Source organism: Streptomyces sp. P9-A4 (assembly GCF_036634195.1).
Taxonomy (GTDB): Bacteria; Actinomycetota; Actinomycetes; order Streptomycetales; family Streptomycetaceae; genus Streptomyces.
In genome coordinates this window covers 1,173,455-1,188,094 of the sequence record NZ_JAZIFY010000001.1, presented here as the reverse complement: position 1 = coordinate 1,188,094, position 14,640 = coordinate 1,173,455, and the positions used below count along the sequence as shown (strand labels likewise).

At 73.7% G+C, this 14,640-nt stretch carries 16 protein-coding genes and 7 tRNA genes; 12 read left to right on the top strand and 11 right to left on the bottom strand.

Features of this window, described 5'->3' with window-relative positions:
* The gene (locus tag V4Y03_RS05260; RefSeq protein ID WP_317877565.1) at positions 1 to 1,230 is read right to left on the bottom strand and encodes a serine/threonine-protein kinase; all 1,230 of its coding nucleotides are present in this window, start codon (positions 1,228 to 1,230) and stop codon (positions 1 to 3) included.
* A 512-nt stretch (positions 1,231 to 1,742) separates the two neighbouring features.
* Between V4Y03_RS05260 and V4Y03_RS05255 the strand changes: the two genes are divergently transcribed.
* From V4Y03_RS05255 to V4Y03_RS05245, 3 genes are all read left to right on the top strand, one after another.
* Complete coding sequence (locus V4Y03_RS05255; RefSeq protein ID WP_332434170.1) at positions 1,743 to 1,910, top strand: hypothetical protein; 168 nt, start codon at positions 1,743 to 1,745, stop codon at positions 1,908 to 1,910.
* A gap of 162 nt (positions 1,911 to 2,072) precedes the next feature.
* Positions 2,073 to 3,164 carry a phosphotransferase family protein gene (locus V4Y03_RS05250; protein WP_332434169.1) on the top strand — a complete coding sequence of 364 codons (1,092 nt, stop codon included), beginning with the start codon at positions 2,073 to 2,075 and terminating at the stop codon, positions 3,162 to 3,164.
* A 46-nt stretch (positions 3,165 to 3,210) separates the two neighbouring features.
* Positions 3,211 to 3,504: a TFIIB-type zinc ribbon-containing protein gene (locus V4Y03_RS05245; RefSeq protein ID WP_332434168.1), complete on the top strand. Its 294-nt coding sequence runs from the start codon at positions 3,211 to 3,213 to the stop codon at positions 3,502 to 3,504.
* Positions 3,505 to 3,556: 52 nt separating this feature from the next.
* On the opposite strand, the gene V4Y03_RS05240 is transcribed toward V4Y03_RS05245, so the two are convergent.
* The 5 genes from V4Y03_RS05240 to V4Y03_RS05220 form a co-directional block, all read right to left on the bottom strand.
* Positions 3,557 to 3,631: transfer RNA gene (locus V4Y03_RS05240), tRNA-Val, on the bottom strand.
* A gap of 39 nt (positions 3,632 to 3,670) precedes the next feature.
* Positions 3,671 to 3,742: transfer RNA gene (locus V4Y03_RS05235), tRNA-Val, on the bottom strand.
* A gap of 34 nt (positions 3,743 to 3,776) precedes the next feature.
* Positions 3,777 to 3,848, bottom strand: a tRNA-Val gene (locus V4Y03_RS05230).
* A 1-nt stretch (position 3,849) separates the two neighbouring features.
* Positions 3,850 to 3,923, bottom strand: a tRNA-Cys gene (locus V4Y03_RS05225).
* Positions 3,924 to 3,962: 39 nt separating this feature from the next.
* Positions 3,963 to 4,035: transfer RNA gene (locus V4Y03_RS05220), tRNA-Gly, on the bottom strand.
* Between the two features lie 280 nt (positions 4,036 to 4,315).
* Here V4Y03_RS05220 and V4Y03_RS05215 point away from each other — a divergent pair.
* Genes V4Y03_RS05215 through V4Y03_RS05205 form a run of 3 tightly spaced genes read left to right on the top strand, consistent with a single transcriptional unit; the run spans position 4,316 to position 7,109 of the window.
* Positions 4,316 to 5,383, top strand: a complete 1,068-nt coding sequence (locus V4Y03_RS05215; protein WP_332434167.1) for a chorismate-binding protein — start codon at positions 4,316 to 4,318, stop codon at positions 5,381 to 5,383.
* On the top strand, positions 5,380 to 6,210 hold the full coding sequence (locus tag V4Y03_RS05210; protein WP_332434166.1) for an aminotransferase class IV: 831 nt from the start codon (positions 5,380 to 5,382) through the stop codon (positions 6,208 to 6,210). The genes V4Y03_RS05215 and V4Y03_RS05210 overlap by 4 nt, the downstream gene beginning before the upstream one ends.
* Before the next feature lie 59 nt (positions 6,211 to 6,269).
* Positions 6,270 to 7,109, top strand: a complete 840-nt coding sequence (locus tag V4Y03_RS05205) for a GNAT family N-acetyltransferase (protein ID WP_317877520.1) — start codon at positions 6,270 to 6,272, stop codon at positions 7,107 to 7,109.
* Positions 7,110 to 7,163: 54 nt separating this feature from the next.
* Here V4Y03_RS05205 and V4Y03_RS05200 read toward each other — a convergent pair whose 3' ends face one another.
* On the bottom strand, positions 7,164 to 7,679 hold the full coding sequence (locus tag V4Y03_RS05200; protein WP_317877521.1) for a DsbA family protein: 516 nt from the start codon (positions 7,677 to 7,679) through the stop codon (positions 7,164 to 7,166).
* A 182-nt stretch (positions 7,680 to 7,861) separates the two neighbouring features.
* Here V4Y03_RS05200 and V4Y03_RS05195 point away from each other — a divergent pair, with 182 nt between their 5' ends.
* Entirely contained in the window at positions 7,862 to 8,275 is a 414-nt protein-coding gene (locus tag V4Y03_RS05195; protein WP_332434165.1) for a hypothetical protein, read from the top strand.
* Between the two features lie 133 nt (positions 8,276 to 8,408).
* Complete coding sequence (locus tag V4Y03_RS05190) at positions 8,409 to 8,573, top strand: hypothetical protein (protein ID WP_317877523.1); 165 nt, start codon at positions 8,409 to 8,411, stop codon at positions 8,571 to 8,573.
* A gap of 30 nt (positions 8,574 to 8,603) precedes the next feature.
* Here the strand turns inward: V4Y03_RS05190 and V4Y03_RS05185 are convergent, their stop codons facing one another.
* Both V4Y03_RS05185 and V4Y03_RS05180 read right to left on the bottom strand, forming a co-directional pair.
* Positions 8,604 to 9,161, bottom strand: a complete 558-nt coding sequence (locus V4Y03_RS05185) for a CGNR zinc finger domain-containing protein (protein ID WP_317877524.1) — start codon at positions 9,159 to 9,161, stop codon at positions 8,604 to 8,606.
* Between the two features lie 191 nt (positions 9,162 to 9,352).
* A complete protein-coding gene (locus V4Y03_RS05180; protein ID WP_015032345.1) occupies positions 9,353 to 9,766 on the bottom strand; it encodes an SsgA family sporulation/cell division regulator in 414 nt (137 codons plus the stop codon).
* A 190-nt stretch (positions 9,767 to 9,956) separates the two neighbouring features.
* On the opposite strand from V4Y03_RS05180, the gene V4Y03_RS05175 reads away from it, so the two are divergent.
* Together V4Y03_RS05175 and V4Y03_RS05170 are read left to right on the top strand one after the other, a co-directional pair.
* Positions 9,957 to 10,379 (top strand): TIGR02611 family protein, encoded by a 423-nt coding sequence (locus tag V4Y03_RS05175; protein ID WP_317877525.1) that lies wholly within the window; start codon positions 9,957 to 9,959, stop codon positions 10,377 to 10,379.
* A 54-nt stretch (positions 10,380 to 10,433) separates the two neighbouring features.
* Positions 10,434 to 10,508: transfer RNA gene (locus V4Y03_RS05170), tRNA-Val, on the top strand.
* Positions 10,509 to 10,564: 56 nt separating this feature from the next.
* On the opposite strand, the gene V4Y03_RS05165 is transcribed toward V4Y03_RS05170, so the two are convergent.
* The gene (locus tag V4Y03_RS05165) at positions 10,565 to 13,114 is read right to left on the bottom strand and encodes an SCO7613 C-terminal domain-containing membrane protein (RefSeq protein ID WP_332434164.1); all 2,550 of its coding nucleotides are present in this window, start codon (positions 13,112 to 13,114) and stop codon (positions 10,565 to 10,567) included.
* A gap of 92 nt (positions 13,115 to 13,206) precedes the next feature.
* Between V4Y03_RS05165 and V4Y03_RS05160 the strand changes: the two genes are divergently transcribed.
* Positions 13,207 to 13,668, top strand: coding sequence for an SRPBCC family protein (locus tag V4Y03_RS05160; protein WP_332434163.1), 462 nt, complete (start codon positions 13,207 to 13,209; stop codon positions 13,666 to 13,668).
* A gap of 73 nt (positions 13,669 to 13,741) precedes the next feature.
* Positions 13,742 to 13,813: transfer RNA gene (locus V4Y03_RS05155), tRNA-Val, on the top strand.
* Positions 13,814 to 13,861: 48 nt separating this feature from the next.
* Here V4Y03_RS05155 and V4Y03_RS05150 read toward each other — a convergent pair.
* On the bottom strand, positions 13,862 to 14,590 hold the full coding sequence (locus tag V4Y03_RS05150) for a 3'-5' exonuclease (protein WP_332434162.1): 729 nt from the start codon (positions 14,588 to 14,590) through the stop codon (positions 13,862 to 13,864).
* Positions 14,591 to 14,640: the final 50 nt, after the last annotated feature.

Here is a 14,640-nt window from a genome sequence, read left to right as displayed (position 1 = left end):
TTACCCCTGGAGGGCCTGGGCGGCGGCGATGCCCAGGGCCACCACGAGCGTCACGACCACGAAGACGAAGAGCCGCTGCCGCAGCAGCCGCGGGTTGGCGGGGCGGCGTCCGGTCGAGGTCGACCGGGCACCGGGCCGGGTCCCCGAGCGGGACCGGGGGCCCTGGGACCCTCCGGTGCGAGGTCCGGCGGACGGCCGCGAGGCAGGCCCGCCCACGCGCGCCTGCCCCCGCTCGGGCCCACGTTCGAGCCCTCTCTCGGAGCCGCGCTCGGCACCTCGTTCGGCGCCCCGTTCCGGACCGCGCCCGGACAGCGGCCCCTCCCGCTCGGTGTAGCGCTCGGTCGGCCGCAGCGTGTTCCGCTCCTCGGCGCGCTCCCGCTGCACGGGAGGCCGGGAGACCGGCAGCCCCTGGGCCTCGCGCGCCGCGATCTCCTTGAGCCGCATGGACAGCTGGAGCGTGCTGGGGCGGTCCTCCGGGTCCTTGGCGAGGCAGGCCCGGACCAGCGGCGCGAGCGCGTCCGGCACCCCGTGCAGCTGCGGCTCCTCGTGCACCACGCGGTAGAGCATGACCTCGGAACTGCCGTGCCCGAAGGGGGAGTCGGCCATGGCGGCGTACGCGAGGGTGGCACCGAGCGAGAACACGTCGGTGGCCGGGGTGACGGCCGCGCCGCGCACCTGCTCGGGGGCGAGGAAGCCGGGCGAGCCGACGGCCGTGCCGACATGGGTCAGGGTGCTGGCCCCGGTGGCCCAGGCGATGCCGAAGTCGATGATGCGGGGGCCCTTGGGGGAGAGCAGGATGTTCGAGGGCTTGAGGTCGCGGTGCACGACACCGGCCTCGTGGACGGCGACGAGCCCTTCCGAGAGCGCCGCCCCGATCGTGGCCACGTCGGCGGCGCGCAGCGCCCCCTCCTCGGCGACCCGGTCGTGCAGGGAGGGGCCGGGCACGTACTGGGTGGCGAACCAGGGGCGCTCGGCCTCCAGGTCGGCGGCGACGAGCCGGGCCGTGCAGCCGCCGCGGATGCGCCGGGCGGCGGACACCTCGCGGGCGAACCGGGACCGGAACTCCTGGTCCTCGGCCAGATCCGGCCGGATCACCTTCAGTGCCACCCGCTGGCCGCGCCGGTCGGAGCCCAGGTACACGACGCCCATCCCGCCGGCCCCCAGCCTGCGGTGGAGCCGGAACGACCCGACGATCCGCGGATCCTCGCGCCGGAGCCGCATCATCGCCATGTCCGTCCCCTCGTCCGTTCGACGTGGCACAGCTTACGTAGTGGTGCCCGCGCGTGCTCATAGGCCGCGCCCTCGCACCGGATCGATTGTCAGTACTGAGGAGGACGGGGCCCGGCGGAGGCGTTCGGCGGCCCGCTCCAACCTCCCTTCCCCGCGCCCCACTTGAGCAGCCGACAGGAATACGGGCGGACGCCTCGGGGGGAGCGACCCGGCCCGCGCGGACCAGCGCCTTCGCACCGGGCCCCGTGAAGTGAGGGAAGTCACGCCCGCCCGTGCCCGTCGGCCCGCTGCCCGTGACCCCTCCGGGAAGACCCGGGGTTCCGGACCCCCCTTCTCCACCCACGGGAGTACGCCGTAAGGACGTGAGTCATCCTCCGGGAGGCCCGCAAGTCGGTACGCGGGCATGACGTTCCGCGCCTCCGGGCTCCCTAGTGTTGAGGTCAAGCGGCGGGTGCAGCACTCGTCCCCCGAGGTACGCACCCGCCGCGCCGGAACACGACAGGAGAGGAACCATGGCATTCACCGCAGCGCGGACGAGCACCCGGCCTTCGAGTCGGCGCCACCCCCTGGTGGCCACCGCCATGGTCCTCCCTCTCGCGGCCCTGCTCGTGGTCGTCTTCGGCGGCTGGGAAGCGGTGGTCACACAGGCGTCGTCCGTGAGCGCGATGCTGGGGCGCTGACAGCGCCCCGGACCCGGGAGAGCGGCCCGGGTCGGGACATCCGGCCATCAGCCCCGTGGGGACGGGGGTGCGGCGGACGGCAGCGTGGGGCCGGTCAGCTGGGGAGCTGACCGGCCTTTCGCGCGTTCCCGCCCCGCCGTTCCGCCCCGATACGCTCCCGGCGTGGACTCCACTGCCCCGAAACCGCCGCACGACCGCCCCGCCCCGCCCCCGCCGGAGCACCTGGCGGCCGTCGCGCACGCCGCCGCGCACGGGCCCGGCGCACCCTGTCGCTGCCCGGGAACCCTGGTGGGGGTGCTCGCCGACCGGGACGACGGGACGGTCGTACGCCACGGGGGACTGGTCGCGAAGGCGCACGCCCCCGGCACCGACCCGGAGGAGCACCGCGCACGGCTGGCGCTCGCCGCGCACCCGGACGTCTCCGGGGTCTTCCTCCCGCCCCTCGTGACGCCCGCGTCCGCGCCGGAGGCACTGGACGGCCGCCCCGTCACCCTCTGGCCGTACGGCCCGCCCGTGGACCCGGCGGACCCCGACGCCGCCCCCTGGGAGGAGGCGGCGCGGCTGCTCGCCCTGCTCCACCGCACCCCGCCGCCGCCCGGGACGGCAGGCCGTCTCCCGGAGATGCGGGCGCCGGTGAAGGCGGCGCTGGCGGTCGACCGGATGCGCGCGACGGCCCCGGACCACCCGGCCACGGCAACGGTCCTGGCGGCCTGGCGAACGATCCCGGCCGACGGCGTCCGGGGAGCGATCCCCCACGCTCGGCCGCCGATCTCCGACAGCCGAGGGCCGAACGCCGGCACCCGGCAGCAGATCCCCACCGGCCCCACCGGCCCCACCCAGACACCCCGTCACCTCTGCCACGGCGACTTCCACCTCGGCCAACTCGTCCGTGACACCCGGTCCGTGCCCACCGGCCCCTGGCGGCTCATCGACATCGACGACCTCGGCCTCGGCGATCCGGCCTGGGATCTCGCCCGCCCCGCCGCCTGGTTCGCCGCCGGCATCCTGCCCCCGGAGGTCTGGTCCCGCTTCCTCGGGGCGTACCAGGAGGCGGGCGGCCCCGCCGTGGGCGCCGACCCCTGGGCCCGACTCGACGTCCCGGCCCGTGCGCTGACGGTCCAGACGGCGGCCCTGGCCCTCGCCAAGTCGACGGCCGAGCACAGGCCGCTCGACGAGGTCGAGGAGGTGATGATCGACACCTGCGCCCGTATCGTGGGATTCCGAACCGACTTGGCCCCCTCGGCGTCCACGTAAGGTGAAGCCACCATTCGAACGGCGAAGTCAGGGAGTTGAGCCGACCATGCAGTGCCCCAAGTGTCATGCGGCCATGCACACGTACAACCGCAACGGCGTCCAGATCGAGCAGTGCAGCGGCTGCCGGGGGATATTCCTGGACTACGGCGAGCTGGAGTCCCTGACCCGCCTGGAGTCCCAGTGGGGCCAGCAGGCCCCGCCGGCCCCGCCCGCCCCGCAGGCCTACCCGGCGCAGCCCGCGCCCGCCGCTCCCGCCTGGGGCGCCCCGCACCACGGCGGCCACCACGGCGGCGGTCACTACCGCCAGCGCGGTTTCGGCCGGATGCTCTTCTCCTCCTGAGCGGGGGAACACGGAAGCCCCCGGCCGCGAGATGCGGCCGGGGGCTTCTTGGTGGTGCGCGATACTGGGATTGAACCAGTGACCTCTTCCGTGTCAGGGAAGCGCTCTCCCGCTGAGCTAATCGCGCGGGGTGCACACGAGCTACCCGAAGGTGCTGCGTACTGCGTGCGCGATACTGGGATTGAACCAGTGACCTCTTCCGTGTCAGGGAAGCGCTCTCCCGCTGAGCTAATCGCGCGGGGGATCCGAAGACCCAGGACCCGAAGGCCCAGTGGACGATACTGGGATTGAACCAGTGACCTCTTCCGTGTCAGGGAAGCGCTCTCCCGCTGAGCTAATCGTCCTTGGAGGTGGAGACGGGATTTGAACCCGTGTAGACGGCTTTGCAGGCCGTTGCCTCGCCTCTCGGCCACTCCACCAGGAGTGAATACAGGGGTTCGGGAAGATCCCCCACATCGAGCGGACGACGAGATTCGAACTCGCGACCCTCACCTTGGCAAGGTGATGCTCTACCAACTGAGCCACGTCCGCTTGTCGTTTCCGTTTCGCTTGCGCGTCCCGGCGACGTGTTGAACTCTAGCGGATTCCTGGGCCAGCACAAAAACGCGTTTCCGCAGCGTGCTGACCTGCGCGCCGATCCAGGTGCCCGGCGGGGCGTCCCGGAGGGTTCGCGCCACGTTCACTCGCCGTGTTCCCCGGGTGGCGGGGAGCCCCCGCCAGCGCGCCTGCCGTCCTCCGTCGACCGGTCGCCCCACCCGTCCCCTGGAGACCGGCCCCTCCGCCCCTCCGCCGGCCGACCTAGACTCGATGCGTGCACGACCTAGCCCCTCTGGCCCGCTTCAGCGGCCTTGTCGCGACCGATCTCCGGGACGTCACCCACGACCCCGAGGCCCTGGACTCCGCCGGCTTCTGGGCCGTCTGCGCGGACTTCGAGGGGCGCCTGACCTGCGCCCGCTTCGGAGACGTGCGGGCCGACCCCGTCCCCCCGCCCGTCCCGGGCGCCTGGCGCGGCCCCGCCGCCGGTGACTGGACGTCCTCGCTCGACCGCGCCGCGTACGTCGCGGGCGTACGGCGCGTGCGCGAGCACATCGCGCGCGGCGAGGTCTATCAGGCGAACCTCTGCCGGGTGCTGACCGCGCCGCTGCCGCACCCCGCGACCGCCGACGTCGACGCCCTCACCTCGCTCCTCGCGCGCGGCAACCCCGCTCCGTACGCCGGAACGATTCGGCTGCCCGCGCACGGCGTGGAGATCGCCACCGCCTCACCCGAGCTCTATCTGCGCAGGGAAGGGGCACTCCTCTCCTCCGGGCCCATCAAGGGGACCGGCCGCACCGCCGCCGACCTCCTCCCCAAGGACCACGCGGAGAACGTGATGATCGTCGACCTGGTCCGCAACGACCTGGGCCGCGTCAGCCGGACCGGCTCCGTCGCCGTCCCCGCCCTCTGCGCCCTCGAAGAGCACCCGGGCCTCGTCCACCTCGTCTCCACCGTCACCGGTCTGCTGCGCGAGGACGCCGGCTGGCCCGAGCTGCTCGCGGCCACCTTCCCGCCCGGCTCCGTCACGGGCGCGCCCAAGTCCAGCGCGCTGCGGATCATCGAGGCCCTGGAGACCGCTCCCCGCGGCCCCTACTGCGGTGGCGTCGGCTGGGTGGACGCCGACGCGGGCACCGCGGAGCTGGCCGTCGGCATACGCACCTTCTGGATCGACCGCCCGGAGGGCGTGCTGCGCTTCGGGACCGGCGCCGGGATCACCTGGGGCTCGGACCCGGAGCGCGAGTGGGAGGAGACCGAGCTCAAGGCGGCCAGGCTCGTCGCGATAGCGTCGGGAACCTACGAGTCAGGCGCCCTTGAGGCGAGCGGAAAGGCCACTTCTCGATGAAACTCTGGGTCAACGGCGGGCTGCACGACGCGGAGACCGCCCGGGTCTCCGTACTGGACCACGGACTGACCGTCGGTGACGGCATCTTCGAGACGGTCAAGGCCGAGCACGGCGAGACCTTCGCGCTCACCCTCCACCTGGAACGCCTCACCCGCTCCGCGCGCGGTCTCGGTCTCCCCGATCCGGACCTCGACGAGGTCCGCCGCGCCTGCGCCGCCGTCCTGGAGGCCAACCCGATGGCCCTCGGCCGGCTCCGCATCACGTACACCGGCGGGCTCTCCCCGCTCGGCTCGGAGCGCGGCGACGCGGGCCCCAGCCTCGTGGTGGCCCTCGGCGAGACCGGCCGCCGGGCCGACACCACCGCCGTGATCACCGTGCCCTGGACGCGCAACGAGCGCAGCGCCCTCACCGGCCTCAAGACCACCTCGTACGCCGAGAACGTGGTCGCCCTCGCCAGGGCGCGCGAGCAGGGTGCGTCCGAGGCGCTCTTCGCCAACACCGTGGGGCAGCTCTGCGAGGGCACCGGCTCCAACGTCTTCGTGGTGGTCGGCGGCCGGATCCTCACCCCGCCGGTCTCCTCGGGCTGCCTCGCCGGGATCACCCGCGCCCTCGCGGTCGAGTGGACGGGCGCGGAGGAGACCGATCTGCCGCTGGAGGTGCTGGAGAGCGCCGAGGAGATCTTCCTGACCTCGACCCTCCGCGACGTCCAGGCCGTGCACCGGGTCGACGGGCGCGAGCTGACCGCGACGCCCGGCCCCGTGACCGCCAAGGCGATGCGGATCTTCGACGAGCACGCGGCCCGGGACCGGGATCCGCGTCTCGGGTAGCGCCCGTCGCCGCCGAAATCCTGATGACGTACGGCCCCGGGGTGGGTAGAACACCTCTGATGACCACCACCCTGCGGCCGGCCGAGCCGCTTCAGCAGACGCCCGAGGGCGGGCGTTCCCGTACGTACGACGTGTGCGTGAACAGCCGCCGCGTCGGCTCCGTCCACCTCTCCACCGATCCGGGCTTCGGCGCGGCCTCGGGGGTGATCAGCGGCCTCGGGATCGACGAGCCGGACCGCGGTCGCGGCCGGGGCGCGGTCGCGGCGCTCGCCTCCGAGGAGGTGCTGCGGAGCTGGGACTGTGCCGAGGTGCAGATATCGGTTCCGGCGGACGCCGAGGCGGCGCTGCGGACGGCACGCTCGCTGGGCTACGCCGAGCGCAGCCGGAACATGGTCAAGGAACTGCCCGCCGAGCCGCCGGCCCTGCCGGACGGCGTCGAGGTCCGGCCGATGAGCGGGACCGAGTACGCGGCCTGGGAGACGCGGGCCAAGGACGGCTTCGCGCAGAGCTGGATCGACCGGGGGGTCCCGGAGGGGCAGGCCCGCGCCAAGGCCGAGGACAGCCACCGGAAGTACCTGCCGGACGGCCTGGCCACGCCCGGTGTCGCGATCCACGTGGTCGTACGGGACGGACGGGCCGCCGGGTTCCTGTGGACCGGCCGGATCGAGATCGAACCGGGGCGGTGGGCGGCCTTCGTGTACGACATCGAGGTTGACGAGGAACACCGCGGGCTCGGCTACGGCCGGGCGCTCATGCGGCTCGCCGAGCGGGTCGCCCTGGAGGCCGGGGAGACCCTGCTCGGACTGCACGTCTTCGCGGGCAACACTCCGGCGATCCGGCTCTACGAGTCGCTGGGCTACCGCACGACCTACGTCAACAGCGCCAAGACGCTGCGGTAGTGCGGGGGCGGGCGGTCAGCCCTACGGGAGGAGCGGTCGGGCCTTCGGGAGCGGTCAGCCCTTGAGGAGGCGGTCGGCGATCTCCTCGACGCGCTCCCGCAGGCCCTCCTGGCTCTGACCGCCGTCGAGCCGCTCGCCGCCGATGACGTACGTCGGGGTGCCGGTGACCTTGATCGCCTTGCCCTCGGCCTCGTCGGCGTCGACGGTCAGCAGGTGCCGGCCGTCGATGAGCGCCGTGTCGAACTCCTCGGCGTCCAGGCCCAGTTCGCCGGCGACCTCAAGGAGGAGCGGCTCGCCCCGCTCGGCGAGGTCCGCGGTCCTGGCGAGCAGCGCCTCCACGTACGGCCAGCCCTTGCCCTGCTCGAACGCCTCCTCGGCGGCCTGGGCGGCGGCGTACGCGTGCTTGTGCTTGGCCAGCGGGAAGTGGCGCAGCTGTACGTCGAGCCGGTCGCCGTACTTCTCGCGGAGCGCGCGGACGTCGCCGAGGGCCTGGAAGCAGTCGGGGCACTGGAGGTCGAACCAGGCCTCGAGGACGACGGGGGAGGTCGGTGCGGTGGTGGTGTCACTCATGACAGCAGTCTCCCTCACCGGTCCGCCCCGCCGGGACCCTCGGGGTTACCACCGGGACCTGGGGAGGAGATCCGGCGGGGAGGACCCGGAGATCTCCCTGAGACCGGCCTCGGAACATGGCCCCGGACGCTCCCGTCGGTGCAGGATGGAAGGGACGTATCACCCGGGACCTGGAGGACCGCATGCTCGCCGAGACCATTTGCTCCGCGGTGTCCGTGGCGGGCCTGGGCATCGCCGCCGTCATGGCGTACCGGAAGCGATTCCTGTCCGCCGCGCGGATCACGGCCTACGCCCTGGTGCCGCTCGGCCTGGTGATGACGGGCGCCGTCGACTGGATCGTGAACACGGCGTTCAGCCCGGTCGCCTGGGCCGGGTTCGGTGTGCTGGGTGCCGCCTGGCTGCTGTTCCTGTCGACCCGGGCCGTCGAGCGGCGCCGTGGCGAACGCAAGGAGATCACCGGGGGAGCCGAGCAGAGAACCGTGGCCCCGGGGGCGTCGGCGCCCTCGCGCGCCGTGGCGGCGAAGCCCCCGGCCGGCAAGTCCTCCGGTGAGGACTTCAGCGACATCGAGGCGATTCTGAAGAAGCACGGGATCTGATCACTTCTGGCGATTCCCGGTCCCATCCCGCCCCCATCCCGTTCCCATGATCCACGGGAAGGGATGAACGGGCCCTGCGGTGGGGCGTGTTGCGGGATTTCCGGGGTCCGGCGTGCGCGATCATCCCCCCGAGATGCTGGATACCTCGCGGGAGACCGTCCCCGCCGCCCCCGATGCCCCCGCCGAAGAGCCGCGCGGCTGCCTGTTCGCGCTCTCCCAGCCACCCCTCATGATCTTTCTCGGGGTGATCGGCTGTCTGCTGCTGCTGGCCGCGGTCAACGATCTCTTCGTGCTGTGACCCCGTGGCCGGGGGAGCGGCCGGGGGAGGTCAGCCCGCCGCTTCCTTGCGGCGGGCGCGGTACGCGGCCACGTGCAGCCGGTTCCCGCAGGTGCGGCTGTCGCAGTAGCGGCGCGAGCGGTTGCGGGAGAGGTCGACGAAGGCCCGGCCGCAGTCCGGTGCCTCGCAGCGCCGCAGCCGTTCCTGCTCGCCCGCCACGACGATGAAGGCGAGGGCCATGCCGCAGTCGGCCGCGAGGTGGTCGGCCACCGAGGCGCCCGGCGCGAAGTAGTGCACGTGCCAGTCGTAGCCGTCGTGGTCGGTGAGCTGCGGCGTGGTTCCCGCGTTCGCCACCAGCTGGTTGATCAGGGGGGCCGCGATGCGGGCCTCGGGGGCGGAGAAGACCGCCGCGAACTTCTCTCGCACCTGGCGCACGGCCCGCAGATCGGCGGCTCCGAGGTCGCCCACGCCACTGACCTTGTGCGCGCGGACGAAGGTCAGCAGACCCGGGATGTCCGCGAGCTCGTCCTCGCGGTCGCCCTGCGGCGCGGTGTTCATCAGATCGACGACGGTGTCGAGGGCGATCCGGGTGTCGTGGGGGATCAGCACGATTCGCTCCCTGGCCGGCCACGGGCGGGCGCCCGCGGAATGGCGCTGACTTTAGCGCGACCGGGAAAAGGACAACGGCGCCCACCACCGCGCCGGCTGCGCGGTGGGGAGCGCCGGTGTCGTGCCTATGTGACTGCCCGCGCGGCGCCGTCGCCCCGAGTCGGACGGCGCCGTGCGGCTCTCGGCCTGGCTCAGCTGTCGGCCAGGATGTGGGAGAGCTCCGTATCGAGATCGAAGTGCCGGTGCTCGGTGCCCGGTGGCACGGCGGCGTCGGTCCTCTTCAGGAACGACTCCAGGGCCCTCGCAGGGGCCTCGAGCAGGGCTTCTCCCTCGGGGGAGCTCAACGCGATGCAGACGACTCCCTGACCGTGACTACGGGACGGCCAGACTCGGACGTCGCCCGTGCCGGTGGGCCGGTGCAGCCCCTCGGCGAGAAGGTCGCGGGCGAAGACCCACTCGACCGTCTCCTCGGCTCCGGTGTGGAAGGTGGCGTGCACGGCATAGGGATCGGCCGTGTCATACCGCAGGCCCGCGGGTACAGGCAGTGAGGACTCGCTCGACACAACGAGGCGCAGGTGCAGCTCGCAGCTGACCGTGGTGTTCATAAGCGCCAGGGCCTTTCGCTCAGTGTGCGCTCGGGGATTCGCACGTCGGCGAAATCGACATGCCACCTCCAGGGTCGTTGTAAACCCCTCTGTCGGTTTTGTGATCGTTCAGGTCGCTCGTATGGGTGCGTGTGACCTGCGGTAATGCCGCCATTCCAGTGAGGGCGTCCGGTCCGGTAGGTTGGTGGGCATGAATGCGGAGAGTGACGAGCGCGCCGGGGAGTCCGCAGACGGCAAAGAAGCCGAACTGGGATCCCGTGCGCCGGAGTTCATCAAGTCCCGACGAGGCCTGCATCTGAGCTGGCAGGTCGGTGTCTTCATCGTGGGACTCGCCGTGGTCGGCGCCGGAGTGGTCATGCTGCCGCTCCCCGGGCCCGGCTGGCTGGTCATCTTCGGCGGCATGGCGATCTGGGCGACCGAGTTCGTCTGGGCACAGCTCGTGCTCCGCTGGACCAAGCGCAAGGTCACCGAGGCCGCGCAGCGCGCCCTCGACCCCAAGGTCCGCCGAAGGAACATCATCCTCACCACCGTCGGCCTGGTGATCATCGCCGCCCTGCTCGGCGTCTACCTCTGGAAGTTCGGCCTCGTCATGCCGTGGAAGATCGACGAGTGACTCCGGGATGGTTCGGGAGCCCCGCTGACATGCGGTAATGTTTGCGGTGCGCCGGGGCGATTAGCTCAGTGGGAGAGCACTTCGTTCACACCGAAGGGGTCACTGGTTCGAACCCAGTATCGCCCACCACCCGGACCGAAGGCCCGGAGACGGAACACCGTCTCCGGGCCTTCGGCGTTCCCCGCTCACCGCATCCGCGCCAGCCGCTCCCGCAGCCTCCGGGCGTCCCGGAGCCGCTGCTCGTACGTGGCGCCGACCGCGAGCAGCAGCAGCCCGGCGAGGGCCGGCGGCAGCCAGCGCGGCAGCGCCCCCACCACCTGCACCACGTACGGCGCCAGCTCGTGCAGCCCGTCCAGGGCCAGCACCCCACCGCCCAGCACCAGGAGCGCCTGGAGCCGGAACCGCGCGCCGAGCAGCGTCACCACCAGCGCCGCGACCCCCAGGACCAGCGGGCGCGCCCACTCCGGGTCCGTCCAGGCCGCCACGAGGCTCGGCAGCAGCGTCGCCGCGAGACCCGGGCCGTACGCCGTCCACGACGAGGCCTCCGGGTCCCGGCGCCGCCGCAGGAACCCGACGACCAGCGCGGGCACGGTCACCGGCAGGGTGTACGCCTCCGGGGTCGTCACCTCCCAGACCGCCAGCCGCACCCAGGCGGCCCCCAGGAACAGCACCGCCGCCGTCCACGAGGCGAACCGCCGCCGCTCCGGCCGTACCGCCGTCGCTGCCGCGATCACCCCGCCCAGGGCCAGGGCGAGCGCGAGGAACGCCGGACGGGACACCGCGAACCCGAGGGCGAGCACCCCCACGGCGGCGCCCGTGATCTCGACCGCCACGGCCACCGGGCGCGCCCTGGCGCCGACGAGCGCGGTCGCCGCCGGGACCAGGAGCAGGGCGAGCGCCGTCCAGTGGTCCTCGAACCCGCCGGCCGCCGCCACCGAGAGCACGAGCCCGGTCGCGGTGAGCACCGCGCCACAGGCCGCGACCACCCGGCGGCTGTCCCTGCCGAGCACCGCCACGCCCGTGAGGAGCGCGAACACCACCCCGAGCACCGCGAAGGTCGCTCCCCGCACGTCCAGGGCCGGCGCGACCGCGCTCACGGCGGACGCGAGCCCGCCGGCGTACGCGCTCCACCCGATGACGGCCCCGGGCGCGAGCACGGGGGCCCGCGTCACGGGCCGGGAGGGCGCCCAGGCGGGCCACGCGGGCCCGGAGGGCATGCCGGGGGCATCCGGCGCGGGTGTGCCCGTGGTCGGTGCGGTCCGGGGCCTCGGCTCCCGCAGGCCACGCGTCAGCGGGCCCGGGCGGAGCGCGATCCACAGGGCCGCCGCGCTCGTCAGGAGCTGGAGGGCGAGCGTCGCCGCGTACGGCAGGCCCAGAGAGACCGGCAGCGCCGTCAGGAGCGCCCAGACGAGGGCGAGGGACCCGCAGCGGGACCACAGCCGGGGGAGGGCCGCGAGCACGGCGGCGGCCACCGCCAGGACCAGGACGGCCGTCCCCGGGTACGAGGCCAGCACGCGCCCGGCGTGCTCGCCGGACCACACCTCGGTGGTCCGGGCCATCGGCCCCAGCAGCCCCGCCGCCACCGGCGGGAGCGCCCACAGGACCCCGAGCGCCGCGACCCCGGCCCCGGTGCCGGCGAGCCCGAGCCGGATGCCTGCCGGTATCCGGGGCCCGGCGGCGGTCGTCCCGGGGCCGGCGGCGGGTGCGGGAACGCCGTCCTCGGGCGCCCGCCGCCCGTCCCCCGGCGCCGCCGTCGCGCGCGGGCGCCACACCGACACCAGAGCCAGCCCGCACAAGACGTACCCCGGCACCGTCCAGTCCGACGGCAGGGCGGCGCGCAGCAGGCCGCCGAAGGCCGCCACCGAGGCCAGACCCGCGACCACCGACGCCGCCACCGACAGCGCAGGCGTCCGCCAGGCCGCGTACAGGGTCACCGCGGCGCTCGCCAGGAGCAGCGCCGCACCGCTCCACGGCGAGGTAAGCGAGAGCCAGCCGCCCGTCAGGAGCGCCCAGCCGCCCAGGGCCGTCGCACCCGTCGCGGCCGTGATCCGCACCGCCGCGGGACGGGTCCACAGCACGACCGCCCCGTCCGCCGCCGCGGTGACCAGGGCCGCCCAGGCGAAGGCCGTCGGGCCGCCACCGGCCGCCAGCACACCGAGCGGCAGCGGCAGCTGCCCGGCGACCACGGCCGCCGGCAGTGGAATCCGCAGCCGGGACAGCGCCGAGCCGTACGCCGTCCACGCGCCCGCCAGGACCGCCGAGGCCACCGCCGTGTACCCGAGGCCGCCCGTCTCCGGCAGCGCCACCCGGTGCACCGCGTACGCGTCCAGCACCATCAGGACCAGACCCAGCGCCGCCACCGACTCGGCCGTCGACACCAGGCCCCTGCGCAGCAGCGCCACCGGCGTCGCCAGCGCCGCCGAGGTCACCACGGACAGGACCGCCGTTCGGCCGCCGATCCCCATCGAGCCCCAGCTGACCAGGGTGAAGGCGACCGCCGCGATCGTCAGGAGGGTGCCGCCCAGGGTCAGCAGCACGTTCTGCGCGCTCCGGGGCGTCGAGTCCGCCGGAGCCGGGGTCGCGAACGGGCGGGGCGCCATCGGCGCGGCCGACGCGTGGAGGACCTGGATCAGCCAGGCCCGCCGGGCCAGCAACTGGGACCGGCGTCCGTCGAGTTGGGCCAGCTCGCGGTCGACGAGCACCAGTTCGTCCGCGGGTGGCAGGGAGTTGTCCATGTCCGGAGTGTGGCCCCGGCCCCGGCCCGCAGGAATGCGTCCCGGTACTCATCTTCCGGCCCGAACGCCCTGAGTACCCCCACACTGGGGTCATGGACTGGTGCCGGTACCGCTTCCGCAGCGTCTGGCGGCTCGCCGCCCCGCCGGAGGCCGTCTACGCCGTCCTCGAACGCGCCGAGGAGTACCCGAGCTGGTGGCCCCAGGTCCGCGAGTTCGTCCCCCTCGACACCACCACCGGCACCGCCCGCTTCCGCTCCCTCCTCCCGTACGACCTCGTCGTCACGGCCGGCGCCCTGCGCCGCGACCCCGCGGCCGGGGTCCTGGAGGTCGGACTCGGCGGCGACCTGGTGGGCTGGGCCCGCTGGACGCTCGCCCCGGAGGGCACCGGCACCCGCGCCGTCTACGAGCAGGAGGTCGAGGTCCACGCCCGCCTCCTGCGGGCCCTCGCCGTCCTCGGCCGGCCCGTCTTCCGCGCCAACCACGCCTGGATGATGCGAGGCGGACGGCGGGGACTCGCCGCCCGTCTGAAGGGGTCGCTCGAAGAGCGTCGTTGAGGGCGGTGGCCGGGCGGCCGGCCGGCCGGTTTGAACGCGGGGCGCGAAGGCCTGTATGGTTCAACCCGTTCCCGGGCGATTAGCTCAGCGGGAGAGCACTTCGTTCACACCGAAGGGGTCACTGGTTCGATCCCAGTATCGCCCACCGGGTAGAGGCCGGTCCGTCGAAAGACGGACCGGCCTCTGTCATGTGTCAGGCCGCCGTGCCCAGTTCCGGCCGCAGCGGCCACGCCGGGTCGACCGTCTCCGGCGTCCCCTGCCGGGTGAACCACGCCTGTAGGCCCCGCGCCTGCGCCGCGTGCCACACCGCCTGGAGGGTGTGCAGCTCCGCCGGGGTCAGCCGCTCCAGGCGGGCCGAGAAGCGCCGCGCCACCGCCCGTACGACATCGAGCGCCGCCGCCGCGTCCGCCGCCGCGTCGTGCGCCCCCGCCAGATCCACCTCGTAGTGCGCGCACAGGTCGGTCAGCGTCCGGCGGCCCTTGCGGTACCGGTCCAGATGCTTGTCCAGCACCCGGGGGTCCAGCACGCACAGCGGGCTGCCCGCCAGGTAGTCGCCGAGCGTGGACGCCCGGTGCCTGCGCAGCTCGCGGTCGAGGATCGTCAGGTCGAACGGCGCGTTCATCACCACCAGCGGCCGTCCCGCCGCGGACTGCTCGGCCAGCGCGCGCGCCAGCTCCTCCATCACCGGGGCCGGCCAGCGGCCGTTCCGCTGGAGGTGATCGTCCGTCAGCCCGTGCACGGCGGTGGCCCCCTCGGGCACCGGTATGCCCGGATTGACCAGCCAGCGCGTGACCCGCGGACGTGCTCCCGCCGTGTCCTGCACGACGAGAGCGGCCGACACGATCCGGTCGCCCTCGACGTCGACCCCGGTGGTCTCCGTGTCGAAAGCGGCCAGGGGTCCTTCGTACCAGTGCATCGTCATCCCTGAACTCCCTGCACACGTGCGGCAGATGGCCAACCCCCTGCCCCCGA

Bases quoted from the DNA above. Each gene is read 5' to 3' on its own strand.
- V4Y03_RS05260 (WP_317877565.1), bottom strand. From the start codon at position 1,230: ATGGCGATGATGCGGCTCCGGCGCGAGGATCCGCGGATCGTCGGGTCG.
- V4Y03_RS05255 (WP_332434170.1), top strand. From the start codon at position 1,743: ATGGCATTCACCGCAGCGCGGACGAGCACCCGGCCTTCGAGTCGGCGC.
- V4Y03_RS05245 (WP_332434168.1), top strand. From the start codon at position 3,211: ATGCAGTGCCCCAAGTGTCATGCGGCCATGCACACGTACAACCGCAAC.
- V4Y03_RS05210 (WP_332434166.1), top strand. From the start codon at position 5,380: ATGAAACTCTGGGTCAACGGCGGGCTGCACGACGCGGAGACCGCCCGG.
- V4Y03_RS05205 (WP_317877520.1), top strand. From the start codon at position 6,270: ATGACCACCACCCTGCGGCCGGCCGAGCCGCTTCAGCAGACGCCCGAG.
- V4Y03_RS05200 (WP_317877521.1), bottom strand. From the start codon at position 7,679: ATGAGTGACACCACCACCGCACCGACCTCCCCCGTCGTCCTCGAGGCC.
- V4Y03_RS05195 (WP_332434165.1), top strand. From the start codon at position 7,862: ATGCTCGCCGAGACCATTTGCTCCGCGGTGTCCGTGGCGGGCCTGGGC.
- V4Y03_RS05190 (WP_317877523.1), top strand. From the start codon at position 8,409: ATGCTGGATACCTCGCGGGAGACCGTCCCCGCCGCCCCCGATGCCCCC.
- V4Y03_RS05180 (WP_015032345.1), bottom strand. From the start codon at position 9,766: ATGAACACCACGGTCAGCTGCGAGCTGCACCTGCGCCTCGTTGTGTCG.
- V4Y03_RS05175 (WP_317877525.1), top strand. From the start codon at position 9,957: ATGAATGCGGAGAGTGACGAGCGCGCCGGGGAGTCCGCAGACGGCAAA.
- V4Y03_RS05165 (WP_332434164.1), bottom strand. From the start codon at position 13,114: ATGGACAACTCCCTGCCACCCGCGGACGAACTGGTGCTCGTCGACCGC.
- V4Y03_RS05160 (WP_332434163.1), top strand. From the start codon at position 13,207: ATGGACTGGTGCCGGTACCGCTTCCGCAGCGTCTGGCGGCTCGCCGCC.
- V4Y03_RS05150 (WP_332434162.1), bottom strand. From the start codon at position 14,590: ATGACGATGCACTGGTACGAAGGACCCCTGGCCGCTTTCGACACGGAG.